General features: G+C 38.5%; 16 protein-coding genes and 1 tRNA gene. 10 read left to right on the forward strand and 7 right to left on the reverse strand.

Annotated features, from left to right (window positions below):
• Positions 1-30: 30 nt before the first annotated feature.
• A complete protein-coding gene (locus tag MB14_RS15590) occupies positions 31-4,458 on the reverse strand; it encodes a translocation/assembly module TamB domain-containing protein (RefSeq protein ID WP_062593209.1) in 4,428 nt (1,475 codons plus the stop codon).
• A 134-nt stretch (positions 4,459-4,592) separates the two neighbouring features.
• On the opposite strand from MB14_RS15590, the gene tsaD reads away from it, so the two are divergent.
• From tsaD to MB14_RS15630, 8 genes are all read left to right on the forward strand, one after another.
• The gene (tsaD, locus tag MB14_RS15595; protein ID WP_062593211.1) at positions 4,593-5,606 is read left to right on the forward strand and encodes a tRNA (adenosine(37)-N6)-threonylcarbamoyltransferase complex transferase subunit TsaD; all 1,014 of its coding nucleotides are present in this window, start codon (positions 4,593-4,595) and stop codon (positions 5,604-5,606) included.
• Between the two features lie 7 nt (positions 5,607-5,613).
• Entirely contained in the window at positions 5,614-5,934 is a 321-nt protein-coding gene (locus MB14_RS15600) for a hypothetical protein (protein WP_062593213.1), read from the forward strand.
• Entirely contained in the window at positions 5,924-6,319 is a 396-nt protein-coding gene (locus MB14_RS15605; protein WP_062593215.1) for a thioesterase family protein, read from the forward strand. The genes MB14_RS15600 and MB14_RS15605 overlap by 11 nt, the downstream gene beginning before the upstream one ends.
• Positions 6,320-6,787, forward strand: coding sequence for an SsrA-binding protein SmpB (gene smpB / locus MB14_RS15610; RefSeq protein ID WP_062593217.1), 468 nt, complete (start codon positions 6,320-6,322; stop codon positions 6,785-6,787).
• A complete protein-coding gene (locus tag MB14_RS15615; RefSeq protein WP_053221809.1) occupies positions 6,787-7,581 on the forward strand; it encodes a C40 family peptidase in 795 nt (264 codons plus the stop codon). The genes smpB and MB14_RS15615 overlap by 1 nt, the downstream gene beginning before the upstream one ends.
• A gap of 1 nt (position 7,582) precedes the next feature.
• A complete protein-coding gene (locus MB14_RS15620) occupies positions 7,583-8,080 on the forward strand; it encodes an HNH endonuclease (RefSeq protein WP_062593218.1) in 498 nt (165 codons plus the stop codon).
• A 156-nt stretch (positions 8,081-8,236) separates the two neighbouring features.
• Positions 8,237-10,261, forward strand: a complete 2,025-nt coding sequence (gene rpsA / locus MB14_RS15625) for a 30S ribosomal protein S1 (protein ID WP_084376106.1) — start codon at positions 8,237-8,239, stop codon at positions 10,259-10,261.
• Between the two features lie 133 nt (positions 10,262-10,394).
• Positions 10,395-10,465 (forward strand) — tRNA-Cys (locus MB14_RS15630).
• Positions 10,466-10,997: 532 nt separating this feature from the next.
• Here the strand turns inward: MB14_RS15630 and MB14_RS15635 are convergent.
• The 6 genes from MB14_RS15635 to dinB all read right to left on the reverse strand — a co-directional run bounded on the left by MB14_RS15635 (position 10,998) and on the right by dinB (position 17,652).
• Positions 10,998-12,452: a hypothetical protein gene (locus MB14_RS15635; protein ID WP_062593221.1), complete on the reverse strand. Its 1,455-nt coding sequence runs from the start codon at positions 12,450-12,452 to the stop codon at positions 10,998-11,000.
• Positions 12,453-13,031: 579 nt separating this feature from the next.
• Positions 13,032-13,727 (reverse strand): hypothetical protein, encoded by a 696-nt coding sequence (locus tag MB14_RS15640; protein ID WP_062593222.1) that lies wholly within the window; start codon positions 13,725-13,727, stop codon positions 13,032-13,034.
• A gap of 97 nt (positions 13,728-13,824) precedes the next feature.
• A complete protein-coding gene (locus tag MB14_RS15645; protein ID WP_062593224.1) occupies positions 13,825-14,223 on the reverse strand; it encodes an OsmC family protein in 399 nt (132 codons plus the stop codon).
• A gap of 290 nt (positions 14,224-14,513) precedes the next feature.
• On the reverse strand, positions 14,514-15,785 hold the full coding sequence (locus tag MB14_RS15650; protein WP_062593226.1) for a biosynthetic peptidoglycan transglycosylase: 1,272 nt from the start codon (positions 15,783-15,785) through the stop codon (positions 14,514-14,516).
• A gap of 226 nt (positions 15,786-16,011) precedes the next feature.
• Complete coding sequence (locus MB14_RS15655) at positions 16,012-16,476, reverse strand: MaoC family dehydratase (RefSeq protein ID WP_053224830.1); 465 nt, start codon at positions 16,474-16,476, stop codon at positions 16,012-16,014.
• 66 nt (positions 16,477-16,542) lie between these two features.
• Positions 16,543-17,652, reverse strand: coding sequence for a DNA polymerase IV (gene dinB, locus MB14_RS15660; protein WP_062593228.1), 1,110 nt, complete (start codon positions 17,650-17,652; stop codon positions 16,543-16,545).
• 209 nt (positions 17,653-17,861) lie between these two features.
• Between dinB and MB14_RS15665 the strand changes: the two genes are divergently transcribed.
• Entirely contained in the window at positions 17,862-18,050 is a 189-nt protein-coding gene (locus tag MB14_RS15665; RefSeq protein ID WP_062593457.1) for a hypothetical protein, read from the forward strand.
• Positions 18,051-18,084: 34 nt separating this feature from the next.
• A complete protein-coding gene (locus MB14_RS15670; RefSeq protein ID WP_062593230.1) occupies positions 18,085-18,561 on the forward strand; it encodes a DUF2452 domain-containing protein in 477 nt (158 codons plus the stop codon).
• The last annotated feature ends 1 nt before the right edge of the window (position 18,562 follow it).

Raw genomic sequence — 18,562 nt, forward strand, 5'->3', positions numbered from 1 at the left:
AGTTTGGAAAAATAACCGAGCAGAAGGTGATTAGTTCGAGCTGTTGCCTGAATTATTTTCTTCTTCCTTTTTGGCTATATTTTCTTCTCGTCTCTTTTTACGCTTTCTATCTACACCAGTGAAAAACTCTCTTAAACTATTAAAACTGCTTGATTGAGTAATGCTGGCGCCACTGGTTTGGGTAGTTCCGCCTGAAACAGCGGTTACCAAGTTGTAATTACTTCTAGAGTATACTTTTACTTTGTAACGTCCATCAGAAGTTAGTAAATACTCTGCCGTCCAGTCGCCAGCAATGCTATTAATATCTGTAGCATAGCTGTCTGAGTCAACTTGGTTTGTGAGTCCGCCTTCGCGCGTTACTCTCAAGCGGCCATTCAGAAAAGTGTATGATAATCGCAATTGGAAAGTGTTATAAGCATTTTGGTCTAACGAGGCCAAATCGAAATCTATTTCTAGGTTTTCATCTAACTGAGCTACTAACTGACTTAATTGATTCGAAAGAAGTTGACTCACATTTTGCGAGGCAGTTTGCCCTCCAATATTCAGCGTATTACTGTCAGAGAAATTATTGAGTACAATTACATTTACTACTTGCCGGGTCAGTTCTTGTTCATCACTGGCCAGTCGGTTTTTAAAAGCGTTTAGAGCAGTCTGTAATTCAAAATCTTGTGCATTCACTTCTGAGAAATCAATGTCAAAACCGATTTCAGGAGAGAGTAAAGGGCCATTCAGTCGCAAAAGTACCTTGGTGGGGTACCTTCTGTTGGCTACATTAGAGTTCTCATCGTCAAAGCCGGTTTGCTTTAAAATAGGGGCTAATGATGTGTTTTGCGAATAAGAGGCGTTAATGTCCATGATGCCGGTATAAGGATCGCCAGACCAAGTAATTCTGCTTGGTTGTTCAATATCAAACTCTTTGGTGATAATATTGTACAAAGAGAAATTGTAAGCTCCTTCGGTAATATTTAGACCACCCGTCATTTGAAAATCTCCTTGGGTATCAATTTGCAGCCTAAGTTGGCCATTACCTCGACCTCTAATAATATCTCCTGTTTTCGGATCAATGATGATTTCCGTGTAAGCGTCTGGTGTAACATTAATATTCAAATCGAGCTTTAGGCCTTCGATTTTCATTTTATCCACTTCGTCACCGCTCGAATTATAGGTTTGAGTGGTGTCAGTTAAGTTGATGAAGTTGATGTAATCAACAGAGGTGTCATCAACCCCTTCACTTATTGGGATATAAATTTGGGTGTTCGGGCTTGTGGTAACATCTGCATTAATAGTAAGGTTGCTGGCCGCCCCTCTAAGGTTTACTGTTCCTGAAGCGTAGGCGTTACCGTAATACAGATCGCCATTGTCGATGGTTGTATTTAGTACTTGAAACCTGTCAAGGTTTCCGTAGAGGTCAAGGCTGAAATCGCGGAAAGAGGTATGCCTTACTTCACCACCAAATTGAGCTGGGTTTCCATTAATGTCTAAGAAGTCTAATTCGGAAAGTGATATAAGATTTTTATCGAATTTCACTCCACCACCAAACATATATTGGGTGTTTAAATAATTGATTTTTATTCCACCGTTTTTAATGGTGCCGTTGCCTCTAATCAAGGGGTCTGAAACGGTTCCGCCAACGGTTAGTTTCCCACTAATTGTTCCTCCTATTTTAGTGAAGTAATCTTCAATATAAGGTTCTCCAATATTGAGGTTGGCTTCGTTGAGTACTAGATCCAAATCCAGTTGATTTGTGGTTCTTGTCGGGTAAAAATCACCTTCAAGTTGAATGATTTTTTTACCCAGTCGGTCAACAATCATATTGATGTCAAATTTTCTATTGAAGTCATTCCAAAGCAAAGCACCGCTTATATCGCCCACTAAAAACTCATCAATTTTAAACTCATTAATACTGACATCACCAAATATCAAGGGGTTATATAATAAGTTTTGAATGTTAATAGCACCATTGACTTTCCCTGAATATGACTTAAGCGTAAGTGTATTTAAGTTTTCTACTTCAACATTCTCAAAGGCTATTTTCATACTCTCGGTACTGTCTTTAGATACAGAAATATTGCCGTCTAAAGTGATCGACTGAGTGTCGTTATAGATGTCTAAATTCTGTATGCTAATATTGTTTTTACCAAAAACAACCACGTTGTCTTCGGTGATATTCCAAGTTTGGTCTAGTGCAATAATGTTTGATTCTTGAAACCTGAGTTCGGTTCTGTTTTCAAAGAAATCAATTCCAGCTCCTATTTCTGCATAATTGCCGCTAGAGGTTTGTTCAATGTTTTGTCGTAATTCAATCCTTTTCCCATCCCAAACGGTCTCCAAAGTAAGAGCGTCTGTTTCTGAAGTGTTGGCATAAATTTGCTTCTTAGAATACAAATAACCCAAGGCCATAACTTTATCGGGGTCACGTAAACTGCTGGCATTAATATAGATTTCATTGTTTAAAAACGAGATGTTTGAATAAATAAGCGAGTCGATTTCCGCATTCAACTGAAAATCTTCGGTGTTCGAATTGTTGAACCGGCCATTCAACGAAGCATTTTTACCCACATAAATAGCAGTATCGAAAAGTTGAATAATTGGATTGATATTGGGCAATTGTGCAGAGTAAGTAATATCAAAGGCTTGTGGACTTCGGCCATTTGTTTTCAAGTATTCAGGAATTTCATTGCTTCGGCTAGAGAAAACGAGTTTGTATTGGCCGTTGATGTTTTTTAGCTCCGTAATTAAAGTTGAAAACTCAAATTGGCCATCCATATTAATGTTGAAATAATCAGAGTTAAACCTTACACTTCTATTTCTGGCGCTACGCTGTGATGAAAAGAAAACAGAATCAACCAAAATATCTTTACTTCCATATTTGAGGTAGGTATCGGTAAGATGGAAATTACCCAACAGGCTGTCGAGTTTAACTCCTTCGAAATCGAGATTAAAATCGGAGGCAACAAAGAGTTCGTCTTCAGTTAGGTTGATTGCGGTCAAATCGGCACGAGACAACCGCCCATTAATTTTGAATAGTCTTTTGTTATTTCTTAAATCTACAGAACCTGTTGCTGTGAAAATCATATTAGGATCGTCAACAGCGATTTCCCCAGAGAAAAAGGACTGTGCAAATGTTCCGTTGGTGGTAATGTTCACATATTCATAGCCCAAAATGCCAATTTTACTCACTTTTGCATCGAGTTTGAAATTGGCTTGCTCAAGCGTAAAGCCTTCACCTTCAACACTTCCATTTAAATTTACTTTCTGAAAAACGCTGTCTTCCGTAAGTATGCCAACGTTAAAATCTTGTAACTCTAGTCGGCCGCTGTATGAGGCAAGTTTGTTTTCTGGTAAGGTAATTTGAACGTTTGGTTTAACGTAGCCTAGAGCCGTTCTAAACTCACCATCTGCAACAAAATCGTTAATCAGGCCATCATACTGACCATTTAGTTTGACCAACCCAAGCTTATTGGAGATTTTAAAAGTACGGTCGTTGATAAACTGCCTTAGATCGGTAGCTTTCAAGAATGAGTCGTCCAAATCGATGTCGAAAATAGTTTCATTAATATTGGGCAATCCCTCTATATCTAGTCGGCCATTTAGTTTAGAATACTCTCCAAAAGAAATAGCGAAGTCATCAGAGTAGAATGAATTCACTTTCCCCTGAAAACGACCACTAATTTCTATCTCTTGATCATATTGCTTGAATTCGGGCACAAAAAAACTGAGTTCATCAGAATGCAAAACTGAATTTTCGAAATTGGCATTAATATCTACCTCGGTTACAAATTCACTCATGGCCGAAGGATCTTCAAAGTTGAAAACAATCGAGTCTTTGATATGACTTTTTCCCATCAGAAGATCAAGATTAATAAAAGCCATTTTCTTTTGAGAGGTCTGAAAAATGGTTTCTAGCTTATCTATTTTTAAGCCCGAAGCTTGGTCTTCGGCAGTTAAAAACTGGACATTAATTTCAAAATCGCCACCAACGGATTCTAAGTTGCGAATATCGGTTCTTAAGTTTTTTAGGGTGAAATGGTTGTAGTCAAAGCCATCAGCGATAGAATCCTTTCTAGAGTCAGAAAGGCTAAATTCCGAATTGAGGAGGGTAACCTTATCAATAGAAAATACACTGAGGTTTGTCGTGTCAAGATTAGAAGATGAAGTCAGATCGGTGATTTTTGCCACCCAATTGTCAATGTTCAATCCGCTGTTTCCCTCGTTTCTTAAGTTTACCGAAGCCTTGTTCAACCATGCTTCATTGATTAAAATATCCTTTCCGCCAATCAGTTCTTTCAGCTTAAAAGAGATAACGACCTCACGCACATCTATCATTTTCTCGTTATGCTGATCGTAAACCGTTAAGTCATCAATTGTAACAGAATTGAACCATCGAATATTTGTATAACCAATTTCGGAACGATAACCTGTGTTTTCGGTTAAGTAGTCTGCGGCCTTATCTGCCAAGTAATTCTGAACCGGTGGAAGGTGGATTAACCCAATAACAATAAATAATAGAATGATTGGCGAAAGGCACAACCATATTATTGATTTGACTATCCGTTTTTTAATAACTTGCGATCTTTTAATTTTCTCTGTCAATGCCCACCTCCGATATCAAAATACTGGCCCTTGAATCTTCTTGCGATGAAACTTCTGCAGCTATTGTAGATAACGGCAAAGTACTTAATAATATAATCGCTACACAATCTGTCCATGGAAATTATGGTGGAGTTGTGCCCGAATTAGCATCACGCGCTCATCAGCAGAATATTGTGCCTGTAGTAGACCAAGCACTCAAAAATGCAGCCATAGATAAAACGAGTTTGTCGGCAATTGCTTTTACCCGTGGACCAGGGCTTTTAGGAGCGCTATTGGTAGGCACTTCGTTTGCCAAATCAATGGCCTTGGCCTTGAATATTCCTTTGATTGAAGTGAACCACATGCAAGCCCACATTTTGGCGCACTTTATTGACGATCCGAAGCCAGAATTTCCTTTCCTGTGCTTAACTGTAAGTGGAGGCCATACTCAAATTGTATTGGTGAAAAGCTATTTAGATATGGAAATTGTGGGAGAAACTCGCGATGACGCAGTAGGAGAGGCTTTTGATAAATCGGCTAAACTTTTAGGCTTAAGTTACCCTGGTGGACCGCTAATTGATAAATATGCACAGTTGGGCGACCCGCATCGTTTTGCCCTTCCACAAACTGAAATGCCTGGTTTAGAATATTCTTTTAGCGGAATTAAAACAGGAATCCTTTATTTCTTGAGAGATGAGCTTAAAAAGAATGAGAATTTTATTGATGAAAACCTTAACGACATCTGTGCGAGCATTCAACATACACTTGTTGAAATGCTTTTACAGAAACTGAGAAAAGCGGCTCGTCAGTTTAATATTAAAAACATTGCGTTGGCTGGTGGCGTATCGGCCAATAGTGGTTTAAGAAATGGGTTGAACCAGATGGCGGAAAAAGAAGACTGGAAAGTTTTTGTGCCTGCTTTTGAATATTGTACCGATAATGCGGCTATGATTGGAATGGCTGCGCATTATAAATATTTAGCAGGAGAATTCACCACCCAAGAGGTAAGTGCTTTGCCACGAATGAAATTTTAGAAGAAATATGAAATCAGATTTCGAACAACTGATTGTTGCTAAGAATTATATAGCTGTGCTTCAAAAAGAAAATGAGGCACTAAAAGCAGAAGTGGAAAACCAGTTTAAAATGCGAAAAAAACTGGAAGCAGCACTAAAAGCAGAAAAGGAGCTGAAAGAGAAGATGACTCCTAAAGAGAAAATTCAGATTAAAGCTGATCTTTATGTAAGGCAGCAAAAGGAAAGTTTGGAATCATGCACCAATAAACTGCGCGACTGCAGAAAGCTGACTAAACAACTTCAGGCTGAATTGATTAAGACTAAATTGGGTTTGGCCAATGGTAAATAAGGTTGAAATTGGTACTGTTAAAATCCACCGGTATATAGTTAAAAATACCGATGCCGCAACTTTTGATGCTGGCGAAGTACATCAAGTAATGAGTACTTTTGCCATAGCTAGAGAAATGGAGTGGTCTTCGCGTTTGTTTGCTTTAGAAATGAAAGAGGCAGACGAAGAAGGAATTGGTACTATGTTAGAGATTAAGCATGTTTCTCCTGCACTTTTTAATACGGAGCTGAATTTTAAAGCCAAACTGCTAGCAGTTGATAAAAACGAATTGATCTGTGAAATCGGAGTTTTAGATGGAGAGAGATTGGTTGCTACTGGTCGTACCGGACAGAAAATTTTAAAGAAAGATAAGTTGAACCAAATTTTTACTAGTTTAGAAAGATAGATGGCGAAGGATAAAAATAGGTTTTCGAACAACATTAATATAAAGAATAGAAGGGCAAGCTATGAGTTTGAATTCATAGACAAATATGTGGCGGGTATGCAATTGCAAGGCACAGAAATTAAGTCTATCAGAGAAGGTAAGGTTCAATTACAAGATGCCTATTGCTATTTTAAAAATGGCGAATTGTATATTAAACAATTGCATATTGCCCAGTTTTCTGAAGGAAGCTATAATAACCATGTAACCGACAGAGAGCGAAAACTACTTTTAAATAAAAGGGAGTTGTCTAAACTAGAGTCGAAGCTTGACGAAAAAGGATTGTCTATTGTACCGCTAAGGTTATTTATAACCGATAGGGGTTTTGCCAAAACAGAAATAGCCTTGGGCAAGGGTAAAAAACTTTTCGATAAGCGCGATTCAATAAAAGACAAAGATATTAAGAGGGACTTAGAACGTGTAAAATACTAATGGAGCCTATTGATTACGGAATCTCACGTTTGAGTATTGTGCCAATTAGGGCAAAGGGATCAGATGCTTCTGAAATGATCTCTCAATTGTTGTTTGGCGAACATTATACTGTGTTGGAGGCATCTAAGAATAAGCAGTGGCTGCTTATTAAGAATGCTTTTGATGGCTATGAAGGCTGGATAGATGCCAAGCAGCATTATCGTATTTCTCAAGAATATTTCGAGCAAATTGATAATTCGGAATATAAAATATGTACCGATCTTACTTCACAAATTCTTTATGGTAAAAGCGTGATTCATATCACTTTAGGTGCGGTTTTACCTATTTTGAATAATTCACTATTTATGGATCAGGAACGCTTTGCTTTTAATGGAGAGGCAAAGAGTATACACCAAAAATGGAGTGTTGATTTGACTCTAGAATTGGCTAAGAAATATTTAAACGCGCCCTATTTATGGGGTGGAACAACCCCATTCGGAATTGATTGCTCAGGTTTTACCCAAATGGTGCTTAGGGTTGCAGGCTACCGAATGCCACGCGATTCCAAAGATCAAATTACCAAAGGAAAGGAAGTGAAGTTTACCGATGTGATGCCAGGCGATTTAGCCTTTTTTACCAATAAGGAAGGTAAAATGAATCATGTAGGATTGGTGTTAAGTCCAACCGAAATCATTCACGCTTCGGGAAAAGTTAGGATTGATAAGTTAGATGATCAGGGCATTTTCTCTGTAGAACAAAATAATTACTCTCACCACTTATTTAAAATCAAGCGAATATTGAGAGATTACACATGACATGAAACGCGTCTTAGTTTTAAATCAGGATTATAGCCCGTTAACAGTTTGCACTGTTGAAAGGGCTTTTCTGCTCTTATTTCTAAGCAAAGCCGATATGGTTCATGATGCACCGGGTAAGGTAATGAGAACCGTTAGCGCTCAATATCCAATGCCTTCTGTAATTCGACTTCAGAAATATATTTACTCTCCGTTTAAAAGTGTGGTGCTTTCTCGCCAGAATATATTCAAAAGAGATGGTCAAGAATGTCAGTACTGCGGAAGTACTAAAAGTTTGACTTTAGACCACGTACTGCCTAAATCAAGAGGAGGCAAGTCGTCTTGGCAAAACCTAGTAGCCGCCTGCCATAAATGCAATTCAATGAAAGGCGATAAAACCCCAGAAGAAGCAGGTATGCTGCTTAAAAACCGGCCTTTTAAACCATCTTATATCATGTTTGTAAGAAACTTCAGTGGTTTAACTTCTGAACAGTGGCTCAAATACTTGAGTCTTAATTAATTCTCTATTTCTATTCTTGATTTTTAATGGATTTTCATACCTTTGCAGTCCGTTTTGAGTAAGGCGGGCTTTTCGTAATTTACGAAAGGTTAATCTAAATAAAATCCACCGGTTTTTGCTCTGGTTTCCGGATGGAGTATTACACAGAGTTTTTTTATGTCAGAAGAAAATAAGACAAACGAAGTAGAAGAAGTGAAAACTGCTGCTGCTGAAGTAGAAGCCCCTTCTACTGAGAAAGCTCCCAAAAAAGAAAAGTCGATCAAAGAAGCCCCTGCTGCAAAAGTAGCTGAAGGTGACGATGCTTTCGATTGGGAAGAATTCGAGAAAAAAGGTTTTGGAGAAGGTTACTCTCGCAAGAAAAGAGAAGAACTAGCTTCAATTTACGAAGACACCCTTACTACTGTAGAAGAGAAGAAGGTTGTATCGGCTACCATCGTTTCTATCAACGATAGAGATTTGGTTTTGAACATTGGTTTCAAATCTGATGGTTTAGTTGGTGCTTCTGAATTCAGAGACACTCCAGGATTAAAAGTAGGTGACCAAGTAGAGGTATACATCGAAGAGCAAGAAAACGCTTTAGGTCAATTAGTACTTTCTAGAAGAAAAGCTAAGATCGTAAAGGCTTGGGAATTGATCCAAGATGGTTACGAGAACGACAAAGTGATCGAGGGTATGGTGAAGAGAAGAACCAAAGGTGGTTTGATCGTAGACGTATTCGGAATCGAGTCTTTCTTACCAGGTTCTCAAATCGATGTGAAGCCAATCAGAGACTTTGATGTTTTTGTAGGTAAGAAAATGGAAGTGAAAGTTGTGAAAATCAACTACACTAACGATAACGTAGTAGTATCTCACAAAATACTTATCGAGAAAGATCTTGAGAAGCAAAAAGCTAAGATTCTTGAAAACCTTGAGAAAGGTCAAGTACTCGAAGGTGTGATCAAGAACATGACTAACTTCGGTGTATTTATCGATCTAGGTGGTGTTGATGGTCTATTGCATATCACAGATATTTCTTGGGGACGTATCAACGATCCAGCTGAGGTGTTGAGCCTTGACGAAAAAGTAAACGTGGTTGTTCTTGATTTTGACGATGACAAGAAGAGAATCTCTCTTGGCATGAAGCAATTGACTGAGCACCCTTGGGATAAATTGGATGCTGGAATCGAAATCGGTTCTAAAGTATCTGGCTCAATCGTAAATGTTGCCGATTACGGTGCATTCCTTGAGTTATTCCCTGGCGTTGAAGGTTTAATTCACGTTTCAGAAATGTCTTGGTCGCAGCACTTAAGAAACCCACAAGACTTCATCAACATTGGTGATAAACTTGATGCGGTTGTGTTGACACTTGACAGAGAAGAAAGAAAAATGTCATTGGGTATCAAGCAATTGACTGAAGATCCATGGACTAAGAGTGATGTATTAACGAAATACGGTGTGGGTACAAACCACAAAGGTATTGTTCGTAACCTAACTAACTTCGGCTTGTTTATCGAGCTAGAAGAAGGTATCGATGGTTTGGTACACGTTTCTGATCTTTCTTGGACTAAGAAAATCAAGCACCCATCTGAATTTGTTAAAGTAGGTGAAGAACTTGAAGTACAAGTATTAGAACTTGATATCGAAAATAGAAGATTGGCCCTAGGTCATAAGCAATTGGAAGAAAACCCTTGGGATACTTTCCAATCTGTATTCCAGCAAGGATCTACTCACAAGTGTACTGTAATTTCTAAAAATGATAAAGGAGCAACCCTTGAATTACCTTACGGTTTAGAAGGTCTTGCTACTCACAAGCATTTGAAGAAAGAAGATGGTTCTGAAGTTGAAGTAGGTGAAACCATTGATTTTGTTGTGGTTGAATTCTCTAAAGATGATAAGAGAATTGTATTGTCACATACAAACACTCATACTAAACCAGCTCCTTCTGAAAAACCAGCTAAAGCAAGCAAACCAGCTAAAGCTAAAGCAGCGAACAAGTCTAACAACGAGGATGTTTCTACTTTAGGTGATCTTGATGCACTTTCTGCATTGAAAGCCGAAATGGAAGATAACACGAAAAAGGCTAACGCAGCTAAAAAAGCAGCAGAGGTAAAGAAAGAAAAAGCAGCCCCAAAAGCTAAGAAAGAAGCAAGTGCCGAAGAAGCACCTGCAACTGACGAAGCTTCTTCTGAAGAGGAGAAATAAGGCAAAAGCTTATTCAAATACATATACAAAAGGCACCTTAGCAATAAGGTGTCTTTTTTTGTTTTTTAAGGTTTAAAATTTAAACAAACATTGGGCACATAATCATTAATTGATATCTTTGCGCTCTCGAAAGGGCGTTGTGGCCGAGTGGCTAGGCAGAGCTCTGCAAAAGCTCGTACAGCGGTTCGAATCCGCTCAACGCCTCAAGTTAAATTGAAAGCATCAATCAGAAATGGTTGATGCTTTTTTGTTTTGGATGGTATAAAACCATTGAAACGGTTAATGTTTGTATTATATGACATAGCCCACGGTTTAAACCGTGGGCTATATTATGAGCTTCAATAGGCAATGGTTTTAACCATTTTCACGATAAGAATATCGAAACTGAAATGTGTGAGAATACAGAGAATTGTGGCTGATATAGGTCATGTTTACTTCATCATAAATCATTCTTTAAAGCGAAACTGCCTATTTTCCTTCCCTGAACCTGCCAGCCGCAGGCAGGGTAACGAAGTGTCTAAGGACTTAAATAAGAGAATAAAAATGTACTTAATGTGCGTCTAGCGATTAAGCACGGACAGAGTCCTCGAATTCATAGATAGTCACAGGTTGGGAGCACCTGCGACAGTAGTTGCTAGAATGCATCGGATTGATGGAGGCAATTCCGATAAGAGATGTGGGAAAAAAAGGTCTCCAGATTTACCTAGAGACCATTTCAATTTGAATACACTACTTTCTAATTTGCTGATTCATTAGGTATGGCATAGGTTACGTAAATGCCATTATTGTCGGTGATAATACAGGTATTCCCTCTTTTTCCATCTGTTCCAAACGACATTACCGTAGTTGGGTTTGTAGATGGATAAGCCAATATGTACATGATAGGTACATAAAGAATACTTTTCATTGGGGTAGTAATTTGAGTGCCAGCATAAATCACTTCGTTATCATTTACTACAGTCAATTTAACACCCTGTTTGTTGGTCATTGGTACACCTCCAAAAGCAGATAGTGGCACTGGGTTAAACAGGGTATAACCTGTTACGTTATTATGCCCCATCACTGTTCCCGTAACCGATGCAAGTGACCTATTGGCTGGATCATAGGCTTTACTGAAAGTGAGCGTGATGGCTTGATTAGGCATGGTCAGCTTGTTTTCAACGAAACTCATTGAGGTGTCGAAGTAGAAACCTTTAGAGGTGACACCGTCTAATGATACACCAATCATTACCACATAATCATCTCCTAGTCCATTTATATATTGCGCTTCTATTGATATAAAGGCAAGAGGAGCAATAGACGGAAGTGAGTAATAGCCACTGAATTGAGCTAAATCCTTGGCTGCACCTGGTGTAAGGCTTGGTATTTCATTCGATGCCATGACTGGAAATGGAATGGTTTGCAACGATCTTGAAACAACAGTATGGCTTGTGTTATTTACGGTCATATTGTTGCAGGCAAAACCACCAGCGGCAGCCGTGCCCATGATTAGGCTAATGGAGTTATTTCCTTCTGTAAATGAAAAGAAGTACATGTTTAAATTGTATGAAAATGAACCAACCGTACTTAGTGTTCCATTCCCCGTGATGTCATATGAAATTTGATAGTTGTCTTCAATTTTCATTACAGGTAACATTGTTTTAGTCGTCTTGCTAGGGCTGAGGTGAAGTGGAACGGTTTCGTAATACTCGCCAATATATTGAGCATAAGGAATTGGGTTATTGTAGGTTGTACCAGTGACCGTTACAGGCGTTCCGCCAAAAGGAGTAATGGAACCAGAGAAAGAGGCTGTTGTGCCATTTTGCTGGCCACTATGAGTAAAACTTAGAGAAATACCGAAGGTATTCGCGGCTGTTCCGGTTTGTATCAGGTGTGTACCATCAAAGGTTCCGGTAAACGGAACACGATAGGAAGTTTTACCATCCATACATATGATGAGTGCTAGATCATAAATAGGGGTGGAAGATCCATTTTGAATATGAATGTTAGTGTCTACTGTAAAGAAAGCTCCAGGCGTATTATCCATTGAGTAATAGCCATTGAAAATCATTAGAGCAAGTAAGTCAGGGCTGGTGGTTACTTGAAGAGGATCGGTATCCTTATACTTTTCTGCCATTTTTTGGTGGTAGCTTAGCAACTCACCCATTGGGATTTCTGAGCTTGCATTTTTTGGATTTTGTGAATCTTGCATTGGGTTGGGGTTTTAGTTAAAAAATTAAGTCAATTGGCCCACAGTTCTTCCATTCAGAAATAACTTAAAGAAAGAGATGAGCATCCTTAATGATTAATTAGCTCATTAAAGGATAACTCAAATATGATAGTTAGAAAATGAGGTAAGTTACCCCCTAAGGGTGAGTATTACTGATACCTACAAAGTGTTGTAAGCTAGGTGGAATGCCGATAGAATGGCCTAGAATTTATTTATAAATAAGAGTCGGTAGGTGGGGGATTACTACCGAACTCTGCTTTACAAAAGAGACCACATTTTCATACACTGCTCAGAACAGTCACCCCGTAGGGGGCTTTTTCAGAAACACAAGTTGTTAGGTGGCTTGTTGGTGAAGAACACCAACAAGGGCGGTGAGGCTTAAAACTCGCACGGATGTCCGCCCTTCTTGCCTTCGCGAAGCTTCAGCAAAGCAAGTGGGAGGTAGGGAGTTTGTACTCAAGCACACAAGGACTGGAGTCCTAGTTTATAATCGTGACAGGTTCTGCCAAAGGACAGATAAATCGGAGAACCTGCGACAAGGGTTTCATTGTTTGATTTTTACTAAAGACATTTTTGATCATGTAAGAATACATCTTCTGCAAATTCTTTCCACTTCAGTTTTTTACCTTTTAGTGTGGGGCAAGAGTTAAAGATTTTTTCAAAACCCCTTTTTCTGTACTGAAAATCATAAAACTGAAATACCCTTTCACCATTTACCGAAATAAAGTAAGTGTTGTCCCTCAAACCTTCCAGTGTGATAGAACTCACTGAGGTGCTCCCCGTACTCTCTGCGTCTGGGTGTGCGTATATCTTTACTTTGGAATCAAATCCTGGATTCATAAGTTGGGCTAATTGATATCGCTCTTGTTTTCCAGGTAGTTGAATTTTGTCAAAAAATACCCAGCCTCCTTCTGGAAGTACTTCGATAAATTCTTTGTTTTTGAGGTTTTTCAGGATTGGCAATAAGGCCATATCATCAAATCGGTTGCGTTCGCTGGGTAAAACTGCTAGTCTAACAATGTCTTCCATTTTGATAGTGAAGCGTTCTCCATTTTCACGGATATTGATTTTATCTAGAGAATTGTCGTACATCGACACTGTACCTATCGTACCACGAACTGTATCTCCGCTCGTAAGAACAGCATAAGCCTCGTCAGCCTTTGATATTTCATTTTGATTGAGTTTTTGAACAAAAAATTGCGCAGAAGCCTGTGCTATACCTAACACAAAAAACAAGCTGAAAAAAATGGGTTTCATATAATTCGATTTAAACACAAAATCCGTAAAAATAAATTGAAATACAATAAAGTGGCTTTACTGCAGAACCAGCCTTAGTTTGAAGAATTATCTACTCCTATACTTTTTTAATCTCTCCTGTAATAGCGCACACCGCTTTGACCGTATTATAGATCGTTCCAAACTTTTCGATATTCCTTTTGAGTAAATCAATGTTCAAACTTTCGTCATTACTATACACTTTCAATTCATAATTGATCTCGTCCATTCTTGGAGGTTTTTCTAAACGAATGGCATTCACCGTTATCTCTGCACGGCTATATTCAAACTTCATGAGAACAGAAAAACGCTCTACATTTTTAAGAATACAGGCGGAAAAGGAGCTTAAAAATAATTCTGCTGGGTTGGGTAAACTATCGGCCGATTCGGGAGTAATGCCAAAAGAAATTTCCGATTGTTTAGCCTGTACAGACGCTTCTTTTTTTGAAAATGAACTGGCTTTGATTGAATACTGCATAAATGAATGTGGTTTTCAGCTTAAAAAACTCAATACTAAAGAGTGGAAAAGTTAAGAAGACTTTCTGGATTATTGCATACCAACAAGGGCGGTAGGTGGGGGATTGCTACCGAACTCTGCTTTACAAAAGAGACCACATTTTTACACACTGCTCAGAACAGTCACCCCGTAGGGATCTTTTCCCGAAACACAAGTTGTTAGTCGGCCTGTTGGTAATTGAACAATAATTATCGGTTATAAACCGATTTGCAGTAACTCCTCGATGCAATCGAGGAGGAGTCAAAGTGGCTTTAATCCAATAGTTTTATTTTCCCTATTCTACCTTGCTGTTCGTATATTTTTAATAGCTTATTACTGTTTAATTTTATTGATTTTGAAATCCTTTCCTGAATGGATTTTATTCTTTCAATTCGATATGTTGATGAAATGTTGGATAATCTTTCAATCAAAAAGAAAGCTTCTTCATTTGAAAAAGTCCTTTTGTCTATGTCAGAAAAGAAATGTTTTGAGGCTGAAATTATTCCATTTACACTTGTCTCAAATCTAACGGAGGTTAAATAAAAGTTTAAGATCTCTTTTTTACTGAATTGCTTTTCAAACCAAAAGGATAAGAGCATTTCTATTATTTTTCTTTTCAATTTGTGTTGATTTGACGGAATGAAAAGTGTTCTACATACCTGCATTGTAATTGTCGAACCTCCACTTCTTAGTATACCTTTTTTCTTTCTGTAGTTGTTTGATAGGCTAAGTATTGAACGTACTATTGATCTAAAGTCAACTCCACGATGCTCATAAAACCTAGAGTCTTCAATTTCTATCAGAACCTTTTCAATATTCGTTGTCTCATATTTCAACCTATTCTTTTCGTTAACAGAAAGCTTGGCTCTATATAAAATGTACTCAAAATCTTTTGTGACATTAATTCTAAGAACTCTGGAAATACTTTTAATAACAGATAAATAAAATGTTTCATGAGTCTCGTTTAACTGAACTCTAAATATCAATGCATAGAAAACGGAAATTAAGACGTTAACAACAAACCAGTAAGATTTAACCCATACTAGGTCTAGGGAAGGTATGGAGAAATACCAGAAAACATTTAGAGTCAAGGCAATAATCCAAAATGGGCTGCTACCAAATTTAAACCAACCAGGGAAAAGTCTAACAACAAATGGGTTCGTTGCACCTTCAACTCTCCAGTTCGGGATAGTTAGTTGTAAATGCCCATAGTCAAGTCCGAGCATTCTTCTAAGAGTAATAACTTTACGACTATTTATAACTATTGTCCTTTGTAACTCTATAAAATACCTAAGGATGACTATGGCTATTAAACTTAGAAATAAATCTAAGAACAAAATATTATCCTTAACTATTGAAAAGTCTTCATCAGAAGTTTTGAGAAGCAACGTAATTCCAATAGTTACAAATGCTATTAGTAAATTAGCTAGCTGTCCATAAAGTTGACTTTGGGTATTGGCAATTTTTTGTGCTTCCTCAAATTCTGCTAGAACAACGTCTCTTTCTTTATAATTATATGTCGGATAATGTTGCTGGAATTCCATATGGTTCATATAGATATTAGTACAATACCTTTCTATTCGGAAGTTGCCTAAAAACAAAATAATAACCTACTGATTTGTGATAATGTATGGATGAGGTTGTGTAATTCTTTGTCTAGCGGTAATGAAGATGCTTTTGAGAAGGAATGATCTAATTCCCCCAACAAACAAAAAAGCCCAACTCTTTCGGGTTAGGCTATGCGTATTTTATGTCGTTTTAAAATGAGGCTTATTCAAAATGGTATAAGAAGATCATTTCACCTGTAAAGGCAGGTTTTGGGTTGTCTTTGATTTCAAGTTTTACATTCAGCTGGCATTTAGTAATGCCTCGTAAATCGGCCAACGAAGTGAGTTTTACCCTCAGCCTTACTTCAGAATCGGCCACTACGGGCTGGTTAAATTTAAGCTTTTCGATGCCGTAATTAATCATCATTTTGATGTTACGGATATCGGCAATTTGCTCCCATAAATGCGGCAGAATAGATAAAGTTAAATAACCATGGGCAATGGTGTTTCCAAAACCGCCTTCAGATTTGGCTCTTTCAGGGTCGGTATGAATCCATTGGTGGTCTAGTGTGGCATCGGCAAAAACATTAATTCTTTCTTGGTCGATTTTAAGGTAATCTGAAACACCTAATTCCTTACCAATGTGTTCTGCAAATTCTGCGTGGCTTGCTATAACTAACTTTTCCATATTGTGCTTCAATATTGCTCAAATTTACTCGATTTAGCGATTAAAATTTGTTCTATTTTAACAATTCTAAAAGTCAATTGTCAACTGGTATCCTGTTTTTTTGACATTTTCCTCTGCTTCGTCTTGCTCAAAATTAGAACAAGTAACGCCCAATAGGCGCACACCTTCCGGAAAATCTTCCCAGTTCACCTGCTCAAGTAAATTGAAAGTCAGCTGTTTAAGTGTTTCGCTGCTCACTATGTTTTCGGTTTGAGTAACGCTTCGGGTAATCTGGCTAAAGTCTTTGAATTTTATTTTGAGGGTAAGGGTTTTGCCAAATGTGTCGGCCTTTTCTAATCTTTTATGAACGGTTTGAAGGATTGGGTCGAGCGCCATTTTCATATCTTCAATCTCCACCAAGTCTTGGTCAAAAGTGTTTTCCGCTCCCAATGATTTACGGATTCTATTGGGGTTTACGGGGCGGTAATCATGCCCTCTCACAATATCATAATAGAACGATCCGGCCTTGCCAAATTTCACCTTTAGCGCTTCTTTCGTCCATTGTTTTAAATCGTAGCCGGTGTGAATACCCAAAGCGTGCATCTTTTTGGCCGTTACTTTTCCTACCCCAAAAAACTTATCTACTTCCAGTTTTTCTAAAAATGAAATCGCTTTTTCAGGACCAATGAGGGTAATACCGTTGGGCTTTTGGTAGTCGCTGGCAATTTTGGCTAGAAACTTATTGATGGAAATACCTGCTGAAGCTGTTAAGCCCGTTTTCTCAAAAATCTGTTTCCGAATGGCTTTGGCAATCAGGGTAGCCGATGGAATCCCCATTTTGTTTTCGGTTACGTCTAAAAAGGCTTCATCTAAAGAGAGCGGCTCTACTAAATCGGTGTATTCCAGAAAAATACTGCGAATAACGTTTGAAACTTCCTTGTACCTTTCAAACCGTGGTGGGGTGAAAATGATATGCGGACATTTTTGATAGGCCGTTTTGGAAGGCATGGCCGAGCGCACTCCGTATTTACGGGCCTCATAGCTGGCCGCAGCCACAACGCCTCGTTCTTTACTTCCGCCCACCGCCACAGGTTTGCCTCTAAACTCGGGGTTATCCAGCTGTTCTACCGAAGCAAAAAAGGCATCCATATCGATATGAATGATTTTGCGATCGGTATTGGGCAGCTTTTTCTTCATTGGTTCGAAATTAAGCAACGATTTTATGAACTTTACGATCTGAGTTCGATTAATAAAACGAGATTAAGTGAACTAAGCCTCCAAAAGTTCTCAACGATAGTTCAGTTGGAGTTATAGTGATCTTCCAAAGTCAAAGAAATCAACTTTTGGAGGGCTTGCGTTTAAAGTCGATTTCAGCTTTTATTCTTCAAAAGATTGTCATTTCATTTATGAACCGTCAAAAAAAGATATTCGTCATTGTAGCCATTTTGTTCATTCTGGCCACCATTCTTGTGGGGTATGATATTACTACCAGGACGAGTTTTCCGGGCTCCAAAAAACTGTTGAAGGAATCGATTGCGCCTTCGGAACCCGATACCCAAGATTCGCTTAAAATCGATAGTCTTAAAGAAAAGTAAAACAGTTTTATTAAACTTGAGTTAACCTTTCAGCATGACAAAAACGGGAAAAAAGATAGACCTAGATCAGATTGATTTAGAAAAAATGAGCGAAATGACGACCGAGAATCCCGGGCTCATTAGCTTTCCGCATACGGTAGGTGGCGCCATGATTAAGCCGGAAGACAAGGGAAGGATTAAAGGCAGGGCGGTGGCGGCCATGCATGAGCAAACCGAAATGCAGGTCAAACAGATTTATAAGCAAATGCAACTGTTGGCCGAACAAGCCAAAGCCATTCAAGAAAGGGTAGAAGTTTCTGAACGAATTTATATGGCCAAAATGAGTTTTGAGCCTTTGATCGGAAAAACCTATCACCTCTACGAGCGTGAAGACGGAACGGATTTACTTTCATTAATAGGCCCAACGGAATGGGGGAGGTCTAAACCCTTCAAACAATTTATCTCCAGCGTAAAACTACTGGCCGACCATACTTGGGAGGTGTTAACTTCTGAGCCTGATTCTTCTGAATAGA

The sequence above is a fragment of the Roseivirga ehrenbergii genome (assembly GCF_001593005.1).
Lineage (GTDB): Bacteria > Bacteroidota > Bacteroidia > Cytophagales > Cyclobacteriaceae > Roseivirga > Roseivirga ehrenbergii.

Coding starts and splice junctions, on each gene's coding strand:
- MB14_RS15655 (WP_053224830.1), bottom strand. CDS start 16,476: ATGGAAAAGTTAGTTATAGCAAGCCACGCAGAATTTGCAGAACACATT.
- MB14_RS15640 (WP_062593222.1), bottom strand. CDS start 13,727: ATGAAACCCATTTTTTTCAGCTTGTTTTTTGTGTTAGGTATAGCACAG.
- MB14_RS15620 (WP_062593218.1), top strand. CDS start 7,583: ATGAAACGCGTCTTAGTTTTAAATCAGGATTATAGCCCGTTAACAGTT.
- MB14_RS15670 (WP_062593230.1), top strand. CDS start 18,085: ATGACAAAAACGGGAAAAAAGATAGACCTAGATCAGATTGATTTAGAA.
- tsaD (WP_062593211.1), top strand. CDS start 4,593: ATGCCCACCTCCGATATCAAAATACTGGCCCTTGAATCTTCTTGCGAT.
- MB14_RS15635 (WP_062593221.1), bottom strand. CDS start 12,452: ATGCAAGATTCACAAAATCCAAAAAATGCAAGCTCAGAAATCCCAATG.
- smpB (WP_062593217.1), top strand. CDS start 6,320: ATGGCGAAGGATAAAAATAGGTTTTCGAACAACATTAATATAAAGAAT.
- rpsA (WP_084376106.1), top strand. CDS start 8,237: ATGTCAGAAGAAAATAAGACAAACGAAGTAGAAGAAGTGAAAACTGCT.
- MB14_RS15605 (WP_062593215.1), top strand. CDS start 5,924: ATGGTAAATAAGGTTGAAATTGGTACTGTTAAAATCCACCGGTATATA.
- MB14_RS15615 (WP_053221809.1), top strand. CDS start 6,787: ATGGAGCCTATTGATTACGGAATCTCACGTTTGAGTATTGTGCCAATT.
- MB14_RS15665 (WP_062593457.1), top strand. CDS start 17,862: ATGAACCGTCAAAAAAAGATATTCGTCATTGTAGCCATTTTGTTCATT.
- MB14_RS15600 (WP_062593213.1), top strand. CDS start 5,614: ATGAAATCAGATTTCGAACAACTGATTGTTGCTAAGAATTATATAGCT.
- MB14_RS15645 (WP_062593224.1), bottom strand. CDS start 14,223: ATGCAGTATTCAATCAAAGCCAGTTCATTTTCAAAAAAAGAAGCGTCT.
- dinB (WP_062593228.1), bottom strand. CDS start 17,652: ATGAAGAAAAAGCTGCCCAATACCGATCGCAAAATCATTCATATCGAT.
- MB14_RS15650 (WP_062593226.1), bottom strand. CDS start 15,785: ATGGAATTCCAGCAACATTATCCGACATATAATTATAAAGAAAGAGAC.